Source organism: Vibrio xiamenensis, assembly GCF_900100015.1.
Taxonomy (GTDB): Bacteria; Pseudomonadota; Gammaproteobacteria; order Enterobacterales; family Vibrionaceae; genus Vibrio; species Vibrio xiamenensis.
Genome location: NZ_FNDD01000006.1, coordinates 132,127 through 150,087, shown reverse-complemented (window position 1 = coordinate 150,087; position 17,961 = coordinate 132,127). Strand labels below are relative to the sequence as shown.

Sequence of the window (17,961 nt, the reverse complement as noted above, 5' to 3'; positions counted from 1 at the left end):
GCTTTGATGAAAAATACCATTCCTTACACCAGCTATCATGGTTTGGCTCAAGCATTGACCTCGTCCGGTGAAGCGGTCGAGTTTATTCAGCCTTGGTATACGCCGATTTCAACCACGCCCGCCAACACTGGTATGGCGGTAGGGGGGATCGGCAGCGCGTTTACGCTAACGCCAAACGGTGATACGCCAAACTTCAGTTTTATTCCCGGCATTTTTATCGATGTTGAACGCAGTGACATTCACTTTAATGACTTCTATTTGTCCGTGGCGAAGTCGCCGAGTGTAGACAGTTTGACGGCGACCAGTCTTTCTGAGCTGCAAGCGCATCTCAAATATTATCCAGCGCTGTTTAATGGTAAGCCTTTGGCAGCAGCAAGTGTTGAACATGCGCTGCAAACCATCAAACAAGCACTGAAAAGCGGCGAGTTCTATCAGCAAAACCAAGCGCAGTTTGAAAAATGGCACATTGAATTTGCGCCCCATACCCAGCGTGCATTAACTCGCGAGCCAAAGGCTATTGCGACCCAACTGCTGGTGGCGATGGACTTTTTTAATGGCATTGTGTTTTGCCTTGATGTGCTCAATCGCAGACTCACCGCTGATAAAAGCAATGCGATACAGGCGGTCAGCGGGTGCGAGCTTGAATATCACGCGCTGTATCCGTTGGCGCAGTACGATTACCATGGGCTTGGCGATGTGGCGGTGAAACGCAAAGTGGTTTCTCCGGTGGTTAAGGACCAGCCGAAATGGTGCACTATGCCGCTGCATTGGAATGAGTTTGAACTCACCAACCACAGCGACGAGACGCGAATTATCACTCTGGTTCAGCCGCTGGCCAATTTGATTGGCTCGACTTATCGCAAAGGGCGCGACGGCGTACAAGATTCTGCCTGCACACTGAGCCAAAATCCGATTGCTCAGCGTCATAATCCTGTGACACTGGAAAGCGGCGCACAGCGCTTTGACGGCGTCTTCATGAGCAGTGATTCGCCTTATGGCGGCGATATTGAAGGCGGCGTGATGTTTGGTGTTTGCGCCGATAACGACGAGTTGAATGGTGGGCAAATCAGCGTATCGGTCAAACCATCGATTTACAGCAGCAAAACCGAGCGTGAGGTCGAAAATGCTCTTAACACCGGGCGTGTAAACCGCCATTTTGATGCTGGGATTTATAGCGGCCGAGAAGCGCTTAGCGCCATTGCGTGCGTGCGACTGGAACTCGCGCCCCAGCAAAGCCTGACAGTACGATTTTTCCAAGTCATGGATCACAGCAAAATTGCCTTAAATGATTGGCGCTCTGAAAAAGCTTATACGCAATACTTTTGTGGCGAAAATCGTATCCAAGCCATGCTGCAATGCGCCTTGGATGAGTATGAGCGGATAGAAAAGACGATTGTAGCGAATCAGCAAGCGTTTTATGCCCAAACACTGGCGCAGTTTTCTCGCCCTGATGTGGCGCTCAAGTACGCCACCATGGCGATGAACAGTTTGTCGTTTTTGGCGGAGTCGAGCGTGTGGGATCGCGACAATCAATTTCTGGTTAAAGAGTGCGTCGACTATCCATTTTTTAACTCACTCGATGTGTACTTTTACGGTTCATTCTCACTGCTGTATTTGCTCCCAAGCCTTGATGGCTTTGTAATGAAAGCGTTCGCCAAAGCGATTTTGGCCGAAGATGACACCGTACGCCGTTACTGGGAATACGAAGACAAGCCTTTTGCCGAACTCGTTGATGACAAATATCAAGGTGTACGCGCGATTCGCGGCGCGGTGGTGCACGATTTGGGTAGTCCTTACGACATCCAGCCCGATGCTTACAGTTGGCATAACGTCAAAGAGTGGAAGGATCTGGCGCCGAAATTTGTGTTAATGGTTTATCGGCACTACCAGCGCTGCGGCGATCTCGATGTTGTCAAAGAGTGCTGGAGTGCAGTTAAAGAGAGCATTGCGTTTCTTGAGGCGATGATTGAACCGGGTGAGCATTTTCCGTTAACTCGCGGCACCGACGATACGTTTGATAATCTCTCCTCACATGGCATTTCGATTTACTGCGGCAGTCTTTGGGTTGCTGGGCTGCGCATCGCGGCTAAGCTCGCTGATTTAATGTCAGAATGTGAGCTTGCCAGTCATTATCAATTCCGCGCTGAACAGGCACTTGCCGAGCTTGAAGCCACGCTTTGGCACGAGCAAAACGGCTATTACCATTTCTTTGCTACGCCCATTCAAGCTCAGCATTTAACCGGGGAGGGGGTTGGTGAATTGAACTCGTTAGGTCTCGCTCTTGGTGAAGATAATCAGACCAATGTGCGGTTATTAAACGCTTGGCTTAATCGTGCGCCTGAACTTGGTGAGCCTGCGCAGATGCTTAGAAAAGCACGTAAGCAGCAACTTTTTGAGTGTGCACCAAAGGCGTTTAACCCAAGTTATGAAGCGATTATTGAGCTTGATTCTGACAACAGTTTTGGTGATGCACTGCTTGCCGACAGTTATCTGCAATTGCTCGGTGAGCCGGGGCTTTTTCGCCCTGAGCGTGTCGAGCGCAGTTTGGAGTATGTGTATCAGCATAACTTTGTCATCAATAGCCCCAAATTGGGCATCGCCAATATGGTGCTTGCCAACGGGGCGCCGCATGAGGCGTTTCAAGCGCAAGATGTGTGGATCGGGGTTCAGTTTAGCGCTGCGACGGCACTTAAGCTGGCAAACAAAAGTGAAAAAGCCGAACGCTTGATTGATACCCTGTATGAGGCGTTGTACACCAGTGCCAAGATTCCTTTCGCAGCGCCAGAGGGTTTTAACAGTTCGGTGGTGGTTACTGAGCAAGCAATGTGCGCTGGGTTAGATATTACACCGCAACAGGCGAAAATTTGGCTCAGTTGTTTTAAACGCTCGCAACTTGTGCTCGAAGATGGGCGGGTGAACCCTGAATTTGAACATCATTTTGCGAAGTTTTTTGCCTTGCTTGAGCAATCACTGGACCAAAGTTCAGTAAAACGTTTACAGCGCTTTTTGGCTAATACCGGGCTTAAGTATACGGCGGGGCGATATTTCCGTCCCGGAATGGTGTTTGCGTTTATGGGTGGGGCAAAAAAATAACAAATAAATCTAGTCACTTAGCATTAGGTGGCTGGATTTTGTGAGCTAAAAATCGTGTTGACAAAAGGACTATTGAGTGTACAGCTAGGGCTCTCTATATTGGGGCTATTCAATGACGAGAATGATTATAATGAAAAAGAAAAAAGCCCCTACTGTGTACGACGTTGCCGACCTTGCGGGCGTATCGCCAAGTACGGTTTCGCGCTTTCTAAATCGCACCACTTATGTTTCAAACGAGAAAAGCCAAAACATTGAGCAAGCGATCAAAAGCCTGGGCTACAAACCGAATTTGCATTTGCCCGAGCAGCAAAAACGCCGCTCAATGACCATTGGTGTTTTGGTTCAGCATCCTGACAGCCCGTTCACCAGCCGCATTCTCAATGACATGGAAAAAGTTTTTATTGCTCAGGGCTATACAATGGCAATCGCCACCGGTCATTGGCAGCGTAATCTTGCAGCTCATGCGCTGGAATATTTGTATAACAGCAAAGTTGACGGTTTGATTATCGTCACTGGCAATCTCACTGATGAGCAAATTCTGCGTTACGCAGAGGAGTTGCCTATCATCGCCGTGGGTTATGAGCTCAACGCGAAAAACGTGCGCTCTATTAACGTCGATAATGTGCTTGGTGGCTATATTGCAACGTTACATCTGCTTCAGCAAGGGCATGCTAATATTGCCCACATTAAGGGCCTATCGAGTCAACCCGATGCACAGGCTCGGTTTGAAGGCTACAAGCGCGCGCTCAGCGAAGCCGGAATCAAAGTGATGCCACGGTTGGTTAAACAGGGTGATTTTAGCTCTGAAACCGGCTATCAAAAAACCATTGAGTTGATTGATTCCAAGGTGCACTTTTCCGCGCTGTTCGCCGCCAACGATCAAACCGCCTATGGCGCTATCAAAGCGCTAAAAGATCGCGGTTATCGAATTCCCGAAGATGTGTCGGTGATTGGTTTTGATGATTTACCAACGTCACAGTACTTCACGCCGTCACTCACCACCTTACGTCAGCCAATCGAAGAGATTGGCGAAGTCTGCGCTCATTCACTACTTAACTTGCTCAGCGGCCAATGCTATGAGGCGCGTTTACCGCCGATCGATTTGGTGGTGCGTCAATCGACCAAGTCGTTGTTTGCTGCACAACGTGTGGCAAGTCTTTGACTCAAATTGGTGCAATGCGGCACGCTTGTCAAGTTTAACCCCTTGTAAATAAAGGGTTGAGAACTTGGCGCGCTCTTTGCTTTATAGTGGATAACGCGAAGCAAACTTCGCGAACCTATAAAAAGATAGTCACAGGCAAAGAAGCCTCTCCCGCTTGGGAGGGGCTTTTTTTTGTGCCAAAAAAGCCTGCGGCGCCAAATTAAAAGCGACGAATACCAAAAGGAAGCCAGTATGAATGCCACACCATGCCAATCGACTTGCCCTTATTGCGGCGTAGGCTGCGGAGTTAGCGTGACTGAACAAGCTATCACGGGTGATAGTCAACACCCTGCCAATTCAGGGGTGTTATGCGTAAAAGGGTCAGCGCTTAAACCGAGCCTTGATATGCCGAGCCGGCTCTTGTATCCAAAGCTCAATGGTCAAGAAGTCAGTTGGGATGTGGCGACCGACACAATTGTCGAAAAGCTTAAACAGGCGGTGGTACAACACGGCGCTCATTCGGTCGCGATGTATGTGTCAGGGCAGTTACTTACCGAAGACTACTATCTTGCTAACAAGTTGATGAAAGGTTATCTCGGCACAGCCAACATCGACACCAACTCGCGTTTGTGTATGTCGTCGGCAGTCGCGGCGCATATTCGCGCGTTTGGCGAAGATGTGGTGCCGGTAAATTACAACGACCTTGAGCACACCGATCTTATCGTGATTTGTGGCGCCAATACTGCCTGGACACATCCGGTGCTGTTTCGCCGTATTCAAGCCGCGCGCGAGGTGAATCCTGAGCTTAAATTGGTGGTGATTGATCCGCGTAAAACCGTGACTGCCGAGCAGGCCGACCTGCATCTCGCCATTGATAGTGATGACGATGTGCTGCTGTTTAATGGATTGATTCGTTATTGTTTGGATACTGGCGCGTGGGATGACGAATTTATCGCCGCGCACACCCAAGGGATTGAAGCGCTGCGTGAAGAAGTCATGGACCCGCAATATTCACTCGCGGCTCTAAGTGCAAAGCTGAATATTTCTTACACGGATTTAAGCAGGTATTTTTCTTGGTTTGCGCAAACGCCTCGCGCGGTGACGCTGTTTTGCCAAGGGGTTAACCAATCAGAATATGGCGTGGATAAAGCCAATGCGATTATCAATGCCCACTTGGTGACGGGAAAAATCAACCAGCGCGGTTGTGGGCCGTTTTCGATGACGGGCCAGCCCAATGCGATGGGTGGGCGTGAAGTCGGCGGGCTTGCGAACCAATTGGCAGTGCATCGCGGCTTTGATGACGAGTCAATTGCCAAGGTTGAGCAGTTTTGGCAGGCGCCGAATATGGCCACTGAGCCGGGTTTAAAGGCCGTTGAGCTGTTTGATGCTGTCTCGCGCGGCGATATCAAAGTGCTGTGGATCATGGCGACCAACCCTGTGGTATCAATGCCAAACAGTATTGAAGTGCGCAAAGCACTTAAAGCGTGCGATTTCGTGATTGTGTCGGATATCATCGCTGACAGCGATGTGGCCGAATATGCCGATCTATTACTTCCAGCCGCAGGTTGGGGCGAAAAGCAAGGCATGGTGACTAACTCAGAGCGAGTGATATCCCGCCAGCGTCAATTCCGTACTCTACCCGGCGAAGCAAAGCCAGATTGGTGGGCGATCAATCAAGTAGGGCAAAAATGGTGCGCGCAAAACCACTGGCAAAATGGTTTTGGTTTTCAAACGCCAGCAGAGATATTTCGCGAATACGCCGCGCTGACTGGTATCAATCGAAAAAGCCGTTTTCAGCTTGATTTGTCGATGTTCCAAGCCTTAAGCGATAGCGATTATCAACGCTGGCAACCGACCCAGTGGGGAGGAGAGCGTCCATTCACCAATCACCTGTTTTCGACCCCATCGGGGAAAGCCCAACTGGTAGTGACTAAGCCGTTAAAACGTGACGTTTCCGGTTTATGGCTTAATACGGGCCGACTTCGCGATCAGTGGCATACCATGACGCGCACCGGTTTTGTGGCGCATCTTGCGGCCAGTGAACCTGAACCGCGCGTCTATATGAGCGCCGCCACCGCCAAACAGCACGGCGTTGAATTTGCGCAATTGGTCAAGCTCAAGCAGGGTGAACACAGCGTCTATGCCAAAGCGGCGCAGGATGAAGGATTGGCAGGCGAGCAGCTGTACATGCCGATGCACTGGGCTGGGCGCTATGGCGGCCAATCCCAAGTGAATCAAGTGGTGCTGAGTCACCATGACCCAATTTCCGGCCAGCCGGCGTTTAAGTCAAGCGCGGTTGAGCTTTGTACTCAGCCAGTTGCCAGTTACGGTCTGTATCTGGGCGAGCAGTTTGATCTTAAGCGGTGTGAATATCTTTCCATGCAGCAGGAGCAGAACGTGAAAATGTGGCGTTTTGCCAGTATTGACGGGCTGAGTAAGCAGGAGTGGCAAGCCCAAGCGGCGCGAAGATTATTGCTTGATACTGACCGCGGTTGGATTGGCGTTGAATGTCGCAAAGTCCAAGACCAGCTGTGGGTGAGTCGAATCTGCATGGTTTCAAATGTGCCGATTGAATGTGATGAAACGCAGTTAATTCAGTGCATTGACGCGCCGCTCAATCTGGCGACATTGCTTAACGCCGCGACGCTGGGTCACCGCAGTAAGCTGGTGTGCAGCTGTTTTCGCGTGACCGACACGCAAATCACGCGCGCGATGCAGAAGCAAGGCTGTGTCACGCTAAGCGACGTGCAGCAAACGCTCAAATGTGGCACCAATTGCGGCTCGTGTGTCAGTGAAATCAAACAACTTATCGATGAAAAGGGTGTGGCGTCGCCGTTATCACAAACCCAGCCGTCACAAGCACAATACGACCAAGTGATCGCCCAAACGGTTATCGACAAATAACTCGAATCGAGAATGAATTAGGAAGTGGCGCGTAAGCGGATTACGCTCACTAAGGAGCCCAAAATGGATATTCGTTTCAACACCTTAACTAAAAGCCGCTTTACTGCACATCAAGATTGGCACTATAGCAACAAAGGCCAAAGCGGCGAAGAATTAGCGCCTGACAAACAAGGCACAGTGACGTTAGTCGGTGCCGGGCCTTGCGATCCTGAGCTATTAACGCTCAAGGCACTCAAAGCGCTACAGTCAGCAGAGGTGGTGGTGTTTGATCGTTTGGTGGGCGAGGATATTTTACGTTTGAGCGATCCAAGTGCGTTGATGATTTATGTCGGTAAACGCTGCGGTAGACCAAGCATGAAGCAAGAGCAGATCAATGCGGTTTTAATCGAGCAAGCCAAGCTCGGCAAAAAAGTAGTGCGGCTTAAAGGTGGCGATCCGTTTGTATTTGGGCGCGGCGGCGAAGAGGCGCTGGCGCTGGTGGCGGCCAATATTCGCTATCAAGTTATCCCCGGTATTACCGCAGCGCTTGGCTGCGCGGCAAGCAGTTTGATTCCGCTCACCCACCGCGAAATTTCGCGCAGCGTCACCTTGGTAACCGGTCAAGTGGTGACTGGCGCGCTGCCAGCGTGGTCTGGGTTGGTCACATCTGGGCAAACCTTGGTGTTTTATATGGGGCTCGAAAAGTCGGCGCAAATTCGCCAAGGCTTGATTGAACATGGTCTTAGCGGCAAGACACCAGTGGCGATTGTTGGCAAGGGATGCAGCGAGGATCAGCAAGTGTATGAGCTCACGCTTGATGAGCTGGAAAGCTATGCACAATCTCTGAAAGGCTTAAGTCCGGCGCTGATTATTTTAGGCGAAGTGGTAAAACTGCGTTCAACCTTGATGCAGACCGTGGCACAGTGTGATATTCAATATGCTTAAATGAAAAACATAGCCACCAAAATAACATCAAGGAAGCGATATGAGCACGATTTTAGACTGTTTGCGCACCGTTGGCCGCGGCGAACGCGGGCGTAAGCCGCTGAGTTTTGAGCAAGCCTATCAAGTGATGGACGAATATCTCTCTGGGCAGTGCGACGATGACCAGATGGCGATGTTGATGATGCTGATTCGTGTCCAAAATGAAACCAAAGAGGAGATTGCCGGTTTCGTAAAAGCATTTCAGCAGCGCGTTCCGGTGATTGGTGCTGACATTGATTGGCCCTGTTATGCAGGCAAACGCGCGGTAACCGGCAAACCTTGGCATCTGTTGGCGGCGAAAATTCTCGCAAATAACGGTTATAAAGTGCTTGTCCATGGATATCATGAGCAGGGCTCAGCACGCGAGCATGCGAGCCACTATCTTGATGCCCTTAATATTCATGCCGCTGACAGTGCGCCGCACGCCAAAGAGCTTATCGCGAAACATAACATCACTTATTTGCCTCTGTCTGCCTATGCACCGCATGCTGAGGTGATGATTGGTTGGAAACATCGCTATGGGCTACGCACGCCAATCAATACTGTGGTGCGAGCGCTTAATCCCGCGGGCGCCAAACTTGGCATTCGCGGCAGTTTTCACCCTGGGTTTCAGCAGCTTCATGCCGAAGTGGAGGCCATGATTGGCCAGCACAGCGAGTCTGTGGTGTCGTTTAAAGGTGTGTCAGGCGAGAGCGAATATAACCCCAAAGTGAGCCAAACTGTGTGGATGAGCAAAAGCGGTGTGGTGGAATCTCATTATTGGCCCGAGCAAATGTTAACCGAAGTTCCGCTGCCTCAATATTGCCCATTCAATACCCCAGAGTCTGATTGGCTCACCATGGCCAATGCCGTAATTTCAACCATGGGCGTGGTGCTGTTTGCTCAAATGCATAATCGTGAGCAAGCCTATGAAAAAGCGTACCTTTTCTGGAAGAATTACTGCGATTCGTTAAGTTAACCATCGGCAAAATCGACCATTTTTAGTGGTCTGGCACAGTCCTTGAAATAGCTCTTATGACTATTAAGTGAAATCAAGGACTGATGATGCCCCACTTTTCAACTCAACCCCCTGTGATTCTGTGTTCCGATAAACGTGAAGAGCGTGCTCAGATTCTCGCCCAATACGCGCCAACATCGCACCGCGTTTTTGATTGTCATTTGACCGAATTAGAAGCGCTGGCGCGCCAACATTCGAATGCTCAAATTCTGCTTTGTTGGTCGGCATCGTGCGCCGAAGTGCAAATGGTGGTGGAGTTCTGCCGCGCCCATGACCGCAATCTCGTGGTGATGCTTAAGCAGTTTAACTCTCAACATATCAGTAATTTAACTCAAGAACTTGACTATGTTGTCATGCCATATTCACCGCAGTGTGATTGGATCAGTTGGTTTGATTATGCCGCCATGGTGCGTGCTCGCTACCAACACATCCAAGCGCAAATTGCGTCATTGCAACAGAAACTTGAGGAGCGCAAAATCATCGAAAAAGCCAAAGGTTTGGTGATGCGTCATCATCGCCTTGATGAGCAATCTGCGTATAAAGCACTACGCGATTCAGCGATGCAAAACAGTCAGCCTATCTATCAAGTGGCGAAGAATGTGCTGGTTAGCATGCAAGCTCAAAGCGCGGCGAAATAATACTTTGGGGGTAGAGGGATTTCTACCCCTTGGTGCAGGATGCACCGCGAAATCGTTAAAACCTGAATTTTAAGCTTGAGTTTTTATTTAACATATTGTTTTTAAATAAAAATAAATATTGGCACGCTAGTTGGATTATATCATTCAGACAACTTAACGAACTTAGACAATTTGAACGCGCCTGACGTGATAACGACAGAGACGCAAACTTAAGATGAGTCAACGGCGGCGAATCTTAAGCGGCAAAGACGCTACTGCTTAACGGCAGTGGCGTCTTTTTGTTTGGTGGTCACTAAAAGGTCAGCGGCAAATTGGGTCAAGTTCATCGCTATCGCAAGCGATGGCCAGCTAAAAAGAAATGGAGATTCACATGAAGACAAGCAGTTTTGTAACCAAAGTGCGCTTTTGCCCTAAAGTGCTTGGCAAGTGCATGTTATCAAGCGCATTAGTGCTTGCAGCAGGAAGCGCATACGCCGAGCTTGGTGAGCCGGAAAAAGAGGACCTGAAATTTGGCTTTATCAAACTGACTGATATGGCGCCGCTTGCGGTTGCGTATGAAAAAGGCTTTTTTGAAGATGAAGGCTTATATGTGTCGCTTGAGGCGCAAGCCAACTGGAAAGTACTGCTTGATCGCGTGATTGATGGTGAGCTTGATGGCGCTCATATGCTGGCTGGGCAACCGCTTGGTGCCACGATTGGTATCGGTACCAAAGCACAAGTGATCACGGCGTTTAGTATGGACTTAAACGGCAACGCGATTACGGTCTCAAACGATGTTTGGCAGCAAATGAAAACCCACATTCCAACCGGCAGTGATGGCAAACCAGTACACCCAATCAAAGCTGACGCACTTAAACCTGTGGTCGACAGTTATAAAGACCAAGGTAAACCGTTCAACATGGGCATGGTGTTTCCGGTTTCAACCCACAACTACGAGCTTCGTTACTGGCTAGCGGCGGGTGGAATCAACCCGGGTTATTACGCGCCAGCGAAAGGTGACAACAGCGGTCAGCTTAAAGCCGATGTTCTGCTGAGCGTTACTCCGCCACCACAAATGCCAGCCACCATGGAAGCGGGCACGATCAAAGGTTACTGCGTTGGCGAACCTTGGAACCAACAAGCGGTGTTTATGGGTATAGGCGCGCCGGTGGTGACCGACTACGAAATTTGGCAAAACAACCCAGAAAAAGTGTTCGGCGTATCTAAAGCCTGGGCGGATCAATACCCTAATACGCACATCCACGTCGTCAAAGCTTTGATTCGCGCAGCCCATTGGTTGGATGAAAACAACAACGCCAACCGCGCAGAAGCCGTCAAAATGCTCGCTAAGAGCGAATATGTTGGCGCTGATGCCAAAGTGATTGCGAACTCCATGACCGGCACGTTTGAGTACGAAAAGGGCGATAAACGTGATGTGCCGGACTTTAACGTCTTCTTTCGCCATAACGCGACCTATCCGTATTACAGCGATGCCATTTGGTATTTAACCCAGATGCGCCGCTGGGGGCAAATTGCTGAGCCTAAAGATGACGCTTGGTTTATGAACATCGCCAAACAAGTGTATCGCCCGGAGATTTACCGCGCCGCCGCCGAGTCATTGATTGAAGACGGCGTGATGAAAGCCAGCGATTTTCCGAACTTCGACACTCAGGACGGATTTCGCGCTCCACAGAAGCACTTTATTGATGACATCGTCTATGACGGTCATAAGCCCAACGAGTATTTGAACAAGTTTGCGATTGGCCTTAAAGGCGCGGACAAACTCTAAGCTCTCAGCAGGGCGGTGCGCCGCCTTGCCGACATTTCTACATTGATTAGGACGATTCAGGCAATCTCAAGGAATCTATTATGGCGACGAAAGTGATCTCTATGTTCCCCGCAAAAACGGTGGTGGTGAACAAAAGCAAAGTGTTGTTGCTGCCGATCATTGGTTTACTGGTGTTTTTAATGATCTGGCATTTGGCTGCGCGCCAAGTGCATACCTCGCTTGGCACTTTGCCAGGGCCTTCGCAAACCTTTACTCAATTTAGCAACTTGGTCAGCGAACATTGGCGTGAGCGTGAAAAAGCCGCCGCGTTTATTGAGCGTCAAGAGAAGCGCAATGCGGCCAAACTGGTCAAAGACCCAAATGCCAAAGTCAAAATTCGCCCCTACACAGGTAAGCCAACGTTTTTTGACCAGATTGGCACCAGCTTAATTACTGTGGCGTGCGGCTTTTTATTAGCGTCACTGATTGCGATTCCATTGGGTATCGTACTTGGCCTCAATCATGGCCTGTATCAGGCATTCAACCCAATTATTCAGTTGCTTAAACCGGTGTCGCCGCTGGCATGGCTGCCGATTGTCACTATGGTGGTGAGCGCAACTTATGTCACCGACGATCCACTGTTTGCCAAATCGTTTGTCAACTCGCTGTTTACTGTGGCTCTGTGCAGTTTGTGGCCAACGCTTATCAACACCAGTGTCGGTGTGACCAGTGTCGACAGTGACTTGCTCAATGTGTCGAAAGTCTTACGTCTGTCGTGGTGGAAACACATCACCACCATCGTATTGCCTTCAGCGATTCCGATGATATTTACCGGTTTGCGTTTGTCGCTTGGCATCGCTTGGATGGTATTGATTGCCGCGGAAATGTTGGCTCAAAACCCAGGGCTTGGAAAATTCGTGTGGGATGAATTTCAAAATGGCAGCTCAGCTTCACTGGGTCGAATCATGGTGGCGGTGTTTACCATAGGTTTTATTGGCTTGCTGCTCGATCGCGGCATGTTGCAGCTACAAAAATGGCTGTCATGGAACAAGCAGCAAGCGCTGCGTTAAGCAAAGGGAGTATTACACATGACGAAAACTTATCTCGATCTGTCTCAGCTTGGCATGCGTTTTCCAACGCCGAAAGGCGAATTTGTCGCCCTTAAAGGGGTTAACCTGCAAGTTAAAAAAGGCGAATTTATTTCTCTGATTGGTCACTCAGGTTGTGGTAAATCAACGGTGCTGAATTTGGTTGCTGGGCTTTTAATGCCAACCGATGGCGGTGTGATTGTCGATGGTAAAGAAGTTGATGGGCCGGGGCCTGAGCGCGCAGTGGTGTTTCAAAATCACTCATTGCTTCCTTGGCTAACGGTGTATCAGAACGTTGAGTTAGCGGTCAAACAAGTCAATAAAGGTAAGTCCAAAGCTGAGATTCGCGAGCAAGTGGAACACTACCTTAATCTGATTCAAATGCAGCACGCCGCGAGCAAAAAGCCGGACGAAATTTCTGGCGGCATGAAGCAGCGTGTTGGTATTGCACGGGCGCTGGCACTGCAACCCAAAGTGCTATTGATGGATGAACCGTTTGGCGCGTTGGATGCGCTAACGCGTGCCCATCTGCAAGATGCCTTGATGCAGATTCAAGCTGAGCTTAACAACACAGTGATCATGATTACCCACGATGTTGATGAAGCGGTGCTGCTGTCAGACCGTATTGTAATGATGAGTAACGGCCCTGCAGCAACGATCGGTCAAATACTTCCGATTGAGCTGGCGCGCCCGCGTAATCGTGTTGATTTAGCCGATGATGCCAATTACCAGCATTGTCGCCAGGAAGTGCTGCGATTCTTATACGAAAAGCATTCGCATGGGCAAGTAAAATCGAATCAGTCCAATAATGGCGCCGCGGTCATGCTGGCGAAACAAGCCTAAGGAGAGGGCGATGGAACATATCGTAATTGTAGGGAATGGTATGGTTGGCCATCATTTGGTGGCCCAACTGGTTGAGAAAGGCCAGCATTTGACACATAAAATTACCGTATTGGGTGAAGAGCGCAGCGTCGCGTACGACCGCGTGCATTTGTCGGCGGTGTTTGGTGAAAAGAGCGAGCAAGATTTGTTGCTCAGTAGCCTTGAGTGGTATCAGCGTCACGGTATTGAATTAGTTTTGAATGCGCGAGTGAGCCACATTGACCGCGCAAAGCGCACGCTTGCCATTGATCACACCTCAAGCGGTGCGAGTGAAATGCTAAGTTATGATCGTTTGGTGCTCGCCACCGGCTCGTTTCCGTTTGTCCCACCGATAGAGGGCAAGGATCGCGACAACATTTTTGTCTATCGCACACTCGATGATTTAGAGGCGATCAAAACCGCTTGTGCCAGCGCCAAAACTGGCGCCGTGATTGGTGGTGGGCTGCTCGGCCTTGAAGCGGCCAACGCGCTGAAATTGCTCGGCGTACAAACCCATGTTATCGAATTTGCGCCGCGCTTGATGCCCGTGCAGCTTGACGATAACGCTGGCGCACTATTGAAAAGCAAAATTGAGCAAATTGGTCTCACGGTCCACACCAGCACCGTTACCGAAAAAATTATCGATGGTGAAACGGCCTTTCATCGCATGGTGCTAAAAGATCAGTCGCCGCTTGAAGTGGATGTGATTGTGTTCTCCGCCGGTATTCGCCCACAAGACGCGCTGGCGCGCACAGCAGGGCTCGAAGTTGGCGAGCGAGGCGGCATCGTGATTAACGGTAACGGTATCACAAGCGATGAGCGCATTTATGCGATTGGTGAATGCGCGCTATGGCAACAGCGAATCTTTGGTCTAGTCGCGCCGGGTTATGCGATGGCACGCGCCGTTGCTGACCACATTTCAGGTGTGGATGGTCAAGGCTTTCAAGGCGCGGATATGAGTACCAAACTTAAGCTTTTGGGGATGGACGTGGCCTCGATTGGCGATGCCCACGCGCAAACGCCGAATGCCAAAGAATTGGCCATGTTTGATAACGTTGCGGGCACGTACAAAAAATTGGTGGTGGACGAGTCGGGCACGCGTCTGCTTGGCGCCATTTTGGTAGGGGATAACAGCGATTACGATGCGTTGCTGCAATGCTACCTCAATCAAACCATGTTGCCAGAGCCTGCCGCCAATTTACTGCTTGACGCTTCAGCGCTTAACGGTGATATGGCGGATAATACGGTTATCTGCTCTTGTCATAACGTGACCAAAGGGGATTTGGTGTCCGCCATTGCCGCAGGTGCCCACGAACTGGGCGAGCTAAAAGCGGTGACCAAAGCTGGCAGTGGCTGTGGCGGCTGTAGCAACATGGTCAAATCGGTGCTCGACAACGAGCTTGCGGCAATGGGCATGGAAGTGAACAACCATGTTTGCGAGCACTTTGCGTTGTCGCGTCAAGAGCTGTTTCATATTTGCCAAGTGGAAGAAATCCTCGACTTTGCTACATTACTTGACCGTCATGGCCATGGTCTTGGCTGCGATTTGTGTAAGCCAACCGCCGCGTCGATTTTCGCGTCACTATGGAATCATCACGTGCTTGAGCCCGAGTTAAGCTCTCTGCAAGATTCCAATGACGCCTATATGGCAAACTTGCAAAAAGATGGCTCGTACTCGATTGTGCCGCGCATTCCCGGTGGAGAAATTACACCCGATAAATTGATTGTGCTTGGCCAAGTCGCCAAACGTTACGATCTGTATACCAAAATTACCGGCGGTCAGCGTGTCGACTTGTTTGGCGCTCAGCTTGATGACCTGCCTCAGATTTGGTCCGAGCTCATAGACGCGGGTTTTGAAACCGGCCACGCGTATGGGAAATCGCTGCGCACCGTCAAATCCTGTGTAGGCTCGACCTGGTGTCGCTACGGGGTCGATGATTCGGTGGGGCTCGCGATTGAGCTCGAGAATCGCTACAAAGGGCTGCGCGCACCACACAAAATCAAGTTTGCGGTCTCAGGCTGTACGCGAGAATGCGCAGAAGCGCAAAGTAAAGATATTGGCGTGATTGCCACCGAAAACGGTTGGAACTTATACGTGTGTGGCAATGGGGGAATGCGTCCACGTCACGGCGATTTGTTTGCAGCCGACTTAACTAAACAGCAATTGATTCAATACATCGACCGCGTGCTGATGTTTTATATTGCAACCGCCGACCGTCTGCAGCGCACCTCAGTGTGGATGGAAAATCTCGAAGGTGGGCTTGAATATCTCAAGCAAGTGGTAATTGAAGACCATTTAGGTTTGGCAGCGTCACTTGAAAAACAGATGGCCCGCGTTATTGAAAGTTATCAATGTGAATGGCGCACGACGCTGGAGTCACCACAGAAACTGACCAAGTTTAAACCTTATTTAAACGTTGAAACTGTACCCGCGCCAAAATACGCGCGAGTCCGCGATCAGCGTATTCCCGCCAAGGAGGTAGATTAAATGAGTACTTGTATTTGCTCACTCGACGCTCTGGCGCCTTATGAAGGGCGTGTCGTTCTTAAAGACGATATTCAGATTGCGCTGTTTTATGTGCCGCAGCACGGTGTATTCGCTTTGCAAAACTGGGACCCTATTGGTCATGCTAACGTACTAGCAAGGGGCATCATCGGCGACCAAAAAGGGCAGCTTTGTGTTGCATCACCGTTATACAAGCAACATTTCGCTTTACTTTCTGGTCAATGCCTTGAGCAACCCGACACCCAACTTGATACCTGGCGAGCGGAAATTAAAGACGGGCAAGTCTGGTTAGACCTGTAAGTGACGACCAAAGGGGCCTTTCAAATGCCTCTTTGGTGTTTTTTGTTAATAATATGCTCTCGCTTCCACAATCAACCAAATTTCCCCTCAGCATATCTTGCTAAGCTAGCACAAGTAGCTAACTACCTAATTTTATTGGCTCTTTGCACACAGTTTGTAACAAAGATCAAGTTCAAATAGACCGTTAGTAGCATTTCTTTTTTTTATGCTTGTAATTAATTTTGTCATGTAAATAAATGTGCTTTAATGGCCGAAACCCTTGTATTTTAACACTTGTGTAGTGAGTGTTTGCTGGATGTTTGCCATTTGTAAACTTGTGTAAAAGCGCTCAAACAAAAGATAGACTGGACTTATTATTGTCCGTCTGGATAATAAAACCTTGTTAAGCGTTGATGGGGTGTTTATTGATTAGGCATGACGCCCAAGATTGATTGCTTATCAAATATTGACAGAATACGTGTTGTGATCAAATGCAACGTCTACTCTAAAGTGAGTAGACATGGATTTATTTGGTCATTCCAAAGCATTGCGTACGACCAAGCGAAAGCAAAAATACAATAATTATCAGGAGATACACTATGACGAAAGTCTTGCCTAAATATCGTAATTCTATGATTGCCATAGGACTTGCGATGGCATTGACCGCTTGTGACCAAGGAGCCCCAACCGCAGCGCAAGGTCAAGCACCTCGTGCAACGGCTGTAGAGTCCGTCATTCTTCATACACAACCCGTTGAAATCACAGATAAACTACCAGGTCGTACTAGCGCATACCGTGTTGCCGAAGTTCGCCCTCAAGTTGCGGGCATCATTGTTAAACGTCTATTTAAAGAGGGAAGCAAGGTCGAGAAAGGTGACGTCCTTTACCAAATCGACCCTGCATCATACGAAGCCACACTCGATAGCGCTAAAGCGGATTTGGTGTCAGCTCAAGCCACCTTACAAAAGGCCAAGCTTCAAGCTGAACGTTATAAAGATTTGGTGAAAAATCGCGCCATCAGTGAGCAAGATTACGAAGACGCTGAAGCGACTTATCGTGCATCGCTTGCAAGTGTTATGGCGGCAAAAGCGGCAGTGAAAACCGCGCAAATCAATTTAGATTACACCCAAATCAAAGCGCCGATTTCAGGCCGTATCGGTAAGTCGTTCGTAACCGAAGGGGCGTTGGTGACGGCGAGCCAAACCGACTACCTTGCATCTATCCAACAGATCGACCCGCTCTACGTTGACCTTTCTCAACCAAGTAACGCGGTATTGAAATTGCGCCAAAAAGCCAAAAACGAAGAGATGAAGCTAAGCGGCATCAAACTTACTTTGGATGATGGCACTAAGATCGACCAACCAGCAACTCTGCAATTTGCGGATGTTTCGGTTGACGAAAGCACAGGTACTGTTTCATTGCGTGCCTTGCTGCCAAATGAAGACAACACGTTGCTTCCGGGCTTATACGTTCGCGCAGCTGTACCTGTTGATTACATCGAAAAAGCCATTTTGGTTCCTCAAGCTGCGGTTAGCCGCGATGCAACGGGTACCGCACACGTAAAAATCGTCAATAGCGAAAACAAAGTGGAAGATCGCTCGATCACCACAACTCGCGTTATCGGTACGAATTGGCTTGTAACTGACGGTCTTAAAGAAGGCGATCAAGTGATCGTATCTGGCCTGCAAAAAATTGGTGTTGGCAGCTTAGTTGACGCAAAACAAATCGATAAACAATAGGTACC

The 17,961-nt window shown here is 49.4% G+C and carries 12 protein-coding genes; all 12 read left to right on the top strand.

Annotated elements, in window-relative coordinates:
- The first annotated feature begins 6 nt into the window (after nucleotides 1-6).
- The 12 genes from BLS03_RS07160 to BLS03_RS07105 all read left to right on the top strand — a co-directional run bounded on the left by BLS03_RS07160 (nucleotide 7) and on the right by BLS03_RS07105 (nucleotide 17,956).
- Nucleotides 7-3,093: a GH116 family glycosyl hydrolase gene (locus tag BLS03_RS07160; RefSeq protein ID WP_093271536.1), complete on the top strand. Its 3,087-nt coding sequence runs from the start codon at nucleotides 7-9 to the stop codon at nucleotides 3,091-3,093.
- Nucleotides 3,094-3,214: 121 nt separating this feature from the next.
- Entirely contained in the window at nucleotides 3,215-4,255 is a 1,041-nt protein-coding gene (locus BLS03_RS07155) for a LacI family DNA-binding transcriptional regulator (protein WP_093271533.1), read from the top strand.
- A gap of 231 nt (nucleotides 4,256-4,486) precedes the next feature.
- Nucleotides 4,487-7,138, top strand: a complete 2,652-nt coding sequence (locus BLS03_RS07150; protein WP_093271531.1) for a nitrate reductase — start codon at nucleotides 4,487-4,489, stop codon at nucleotides 7,136-7,138.
- Between the two features lie 63 nt (nucleotides 7,139-7,201).
- A complete protein-coding gene (gene cobA / locus BLS03_RS07145; protein WP_093271528.1) occupies nucleotides 7,202-8,062 on the top strand; it encodes a uroporphyrinogen-III C-methyltransferase in 861 nt (286 codons plus the stop codon).
- Between the two features lie 40 nt (nucleotides 8,063-8,102).
- Entirely contained in the window at nucleotides 8,103-9,059 is a 957-nt protein-coding gene (locus BLS03_RS07140; protein ID WP_093271525.1) for a glycosyl transferase family protein, read from the top strand.
- 83 nt (nucleotides 9,060-9,142) lie between these two features.
- On the top strand, nucleotides 9,143-9,736 hold the full coding sequence (locus BLS03_RS07135; RefSeq protein WP_093271522.1) for an ANTAR domain-containing response regulator: 594 nt from the start codon (nucleotides 9,143-9,145) through the stop codon (nucleotides 9,734-9,736).
- A 430-nt stretch (nucleotides 9,737-10,166) separates the two neighbouring features.
- Nucleotides 10,167-11,504, top strand: a complete 1,338-nt coding sequence (locus tag BLS03_RS07130; protein ID WP_093271640.1) for a CmpA/NrtA family ABC transporter substrate-binding protein — start codon at nucleotides 10,167-10,169, stop codon at nucleotides 11,502-11,504.
- A gap of 80 nt (nucleotides 11,505-11,584) precedes the next feature.
- The gene (locus tag BLS03_RS07125; protein ID WP_093271519.1) at nucleotides 11,585-12,553 is read left to right on the top strand and encodes an ABC transporter permease; all 969 of its coding nucleotides are present in this window, start codon (nucleotides 11,585-11,587) and stop codon (nucleotides 12,551-12,553) included.
- 18 nt (nucleotides 12,554-12,571) lie between these two features.
- Entirely contained in the window at nucleotides 12,572-13,414 is an 843-nt protein-coding gene (locus tag BLS03_RS07120; protein WP_093271517.1) for an ABC transporter ATP-binding protein, read from the top strand.
- 10 nt (nucleotides 13,415-13,424) lie between these two features.
- Complete coding sequence (gene nirB / locus BLS03_RS07115; protein WP_093271514.1) at nucleotides 13,425-15,920, top strand: nitrite reductase large subunit NirB; 2,496 nt, start codon at nucleotides 13,425-13,427, stop codon at nucleotides 15,918-15,920.
- Nucleotides 15,921-16,238: a nitrite reductase small subunit NirD gene (nirD, locus tag BLS03_RS07110; RefSeq protein ID WP_093271512.1), complete on the top strand. Its 318-nt coding sequence runs from the start codon at nucleotides 15,921-15,923 to the stop codon at nucleotides 16,236-16,238.
- A gap of 578 nt (nucleotides 16,239-16,816) precedes the next feature.
- Nucleotides 16,817-17,956, top strand: a complete 1,140-nt coding sequence (locus BLS03_RS07105; RefSeq protein ID WP_093271509.1) for an efflux RND transporter periplasmic adaptor subunit — start codon at nucleotides 16,817-16,819, stop codon at nucleotides 17,954-17,956.
- Nucleotides 17,957-17,961 lie beyond the last annotated feature (5 nt).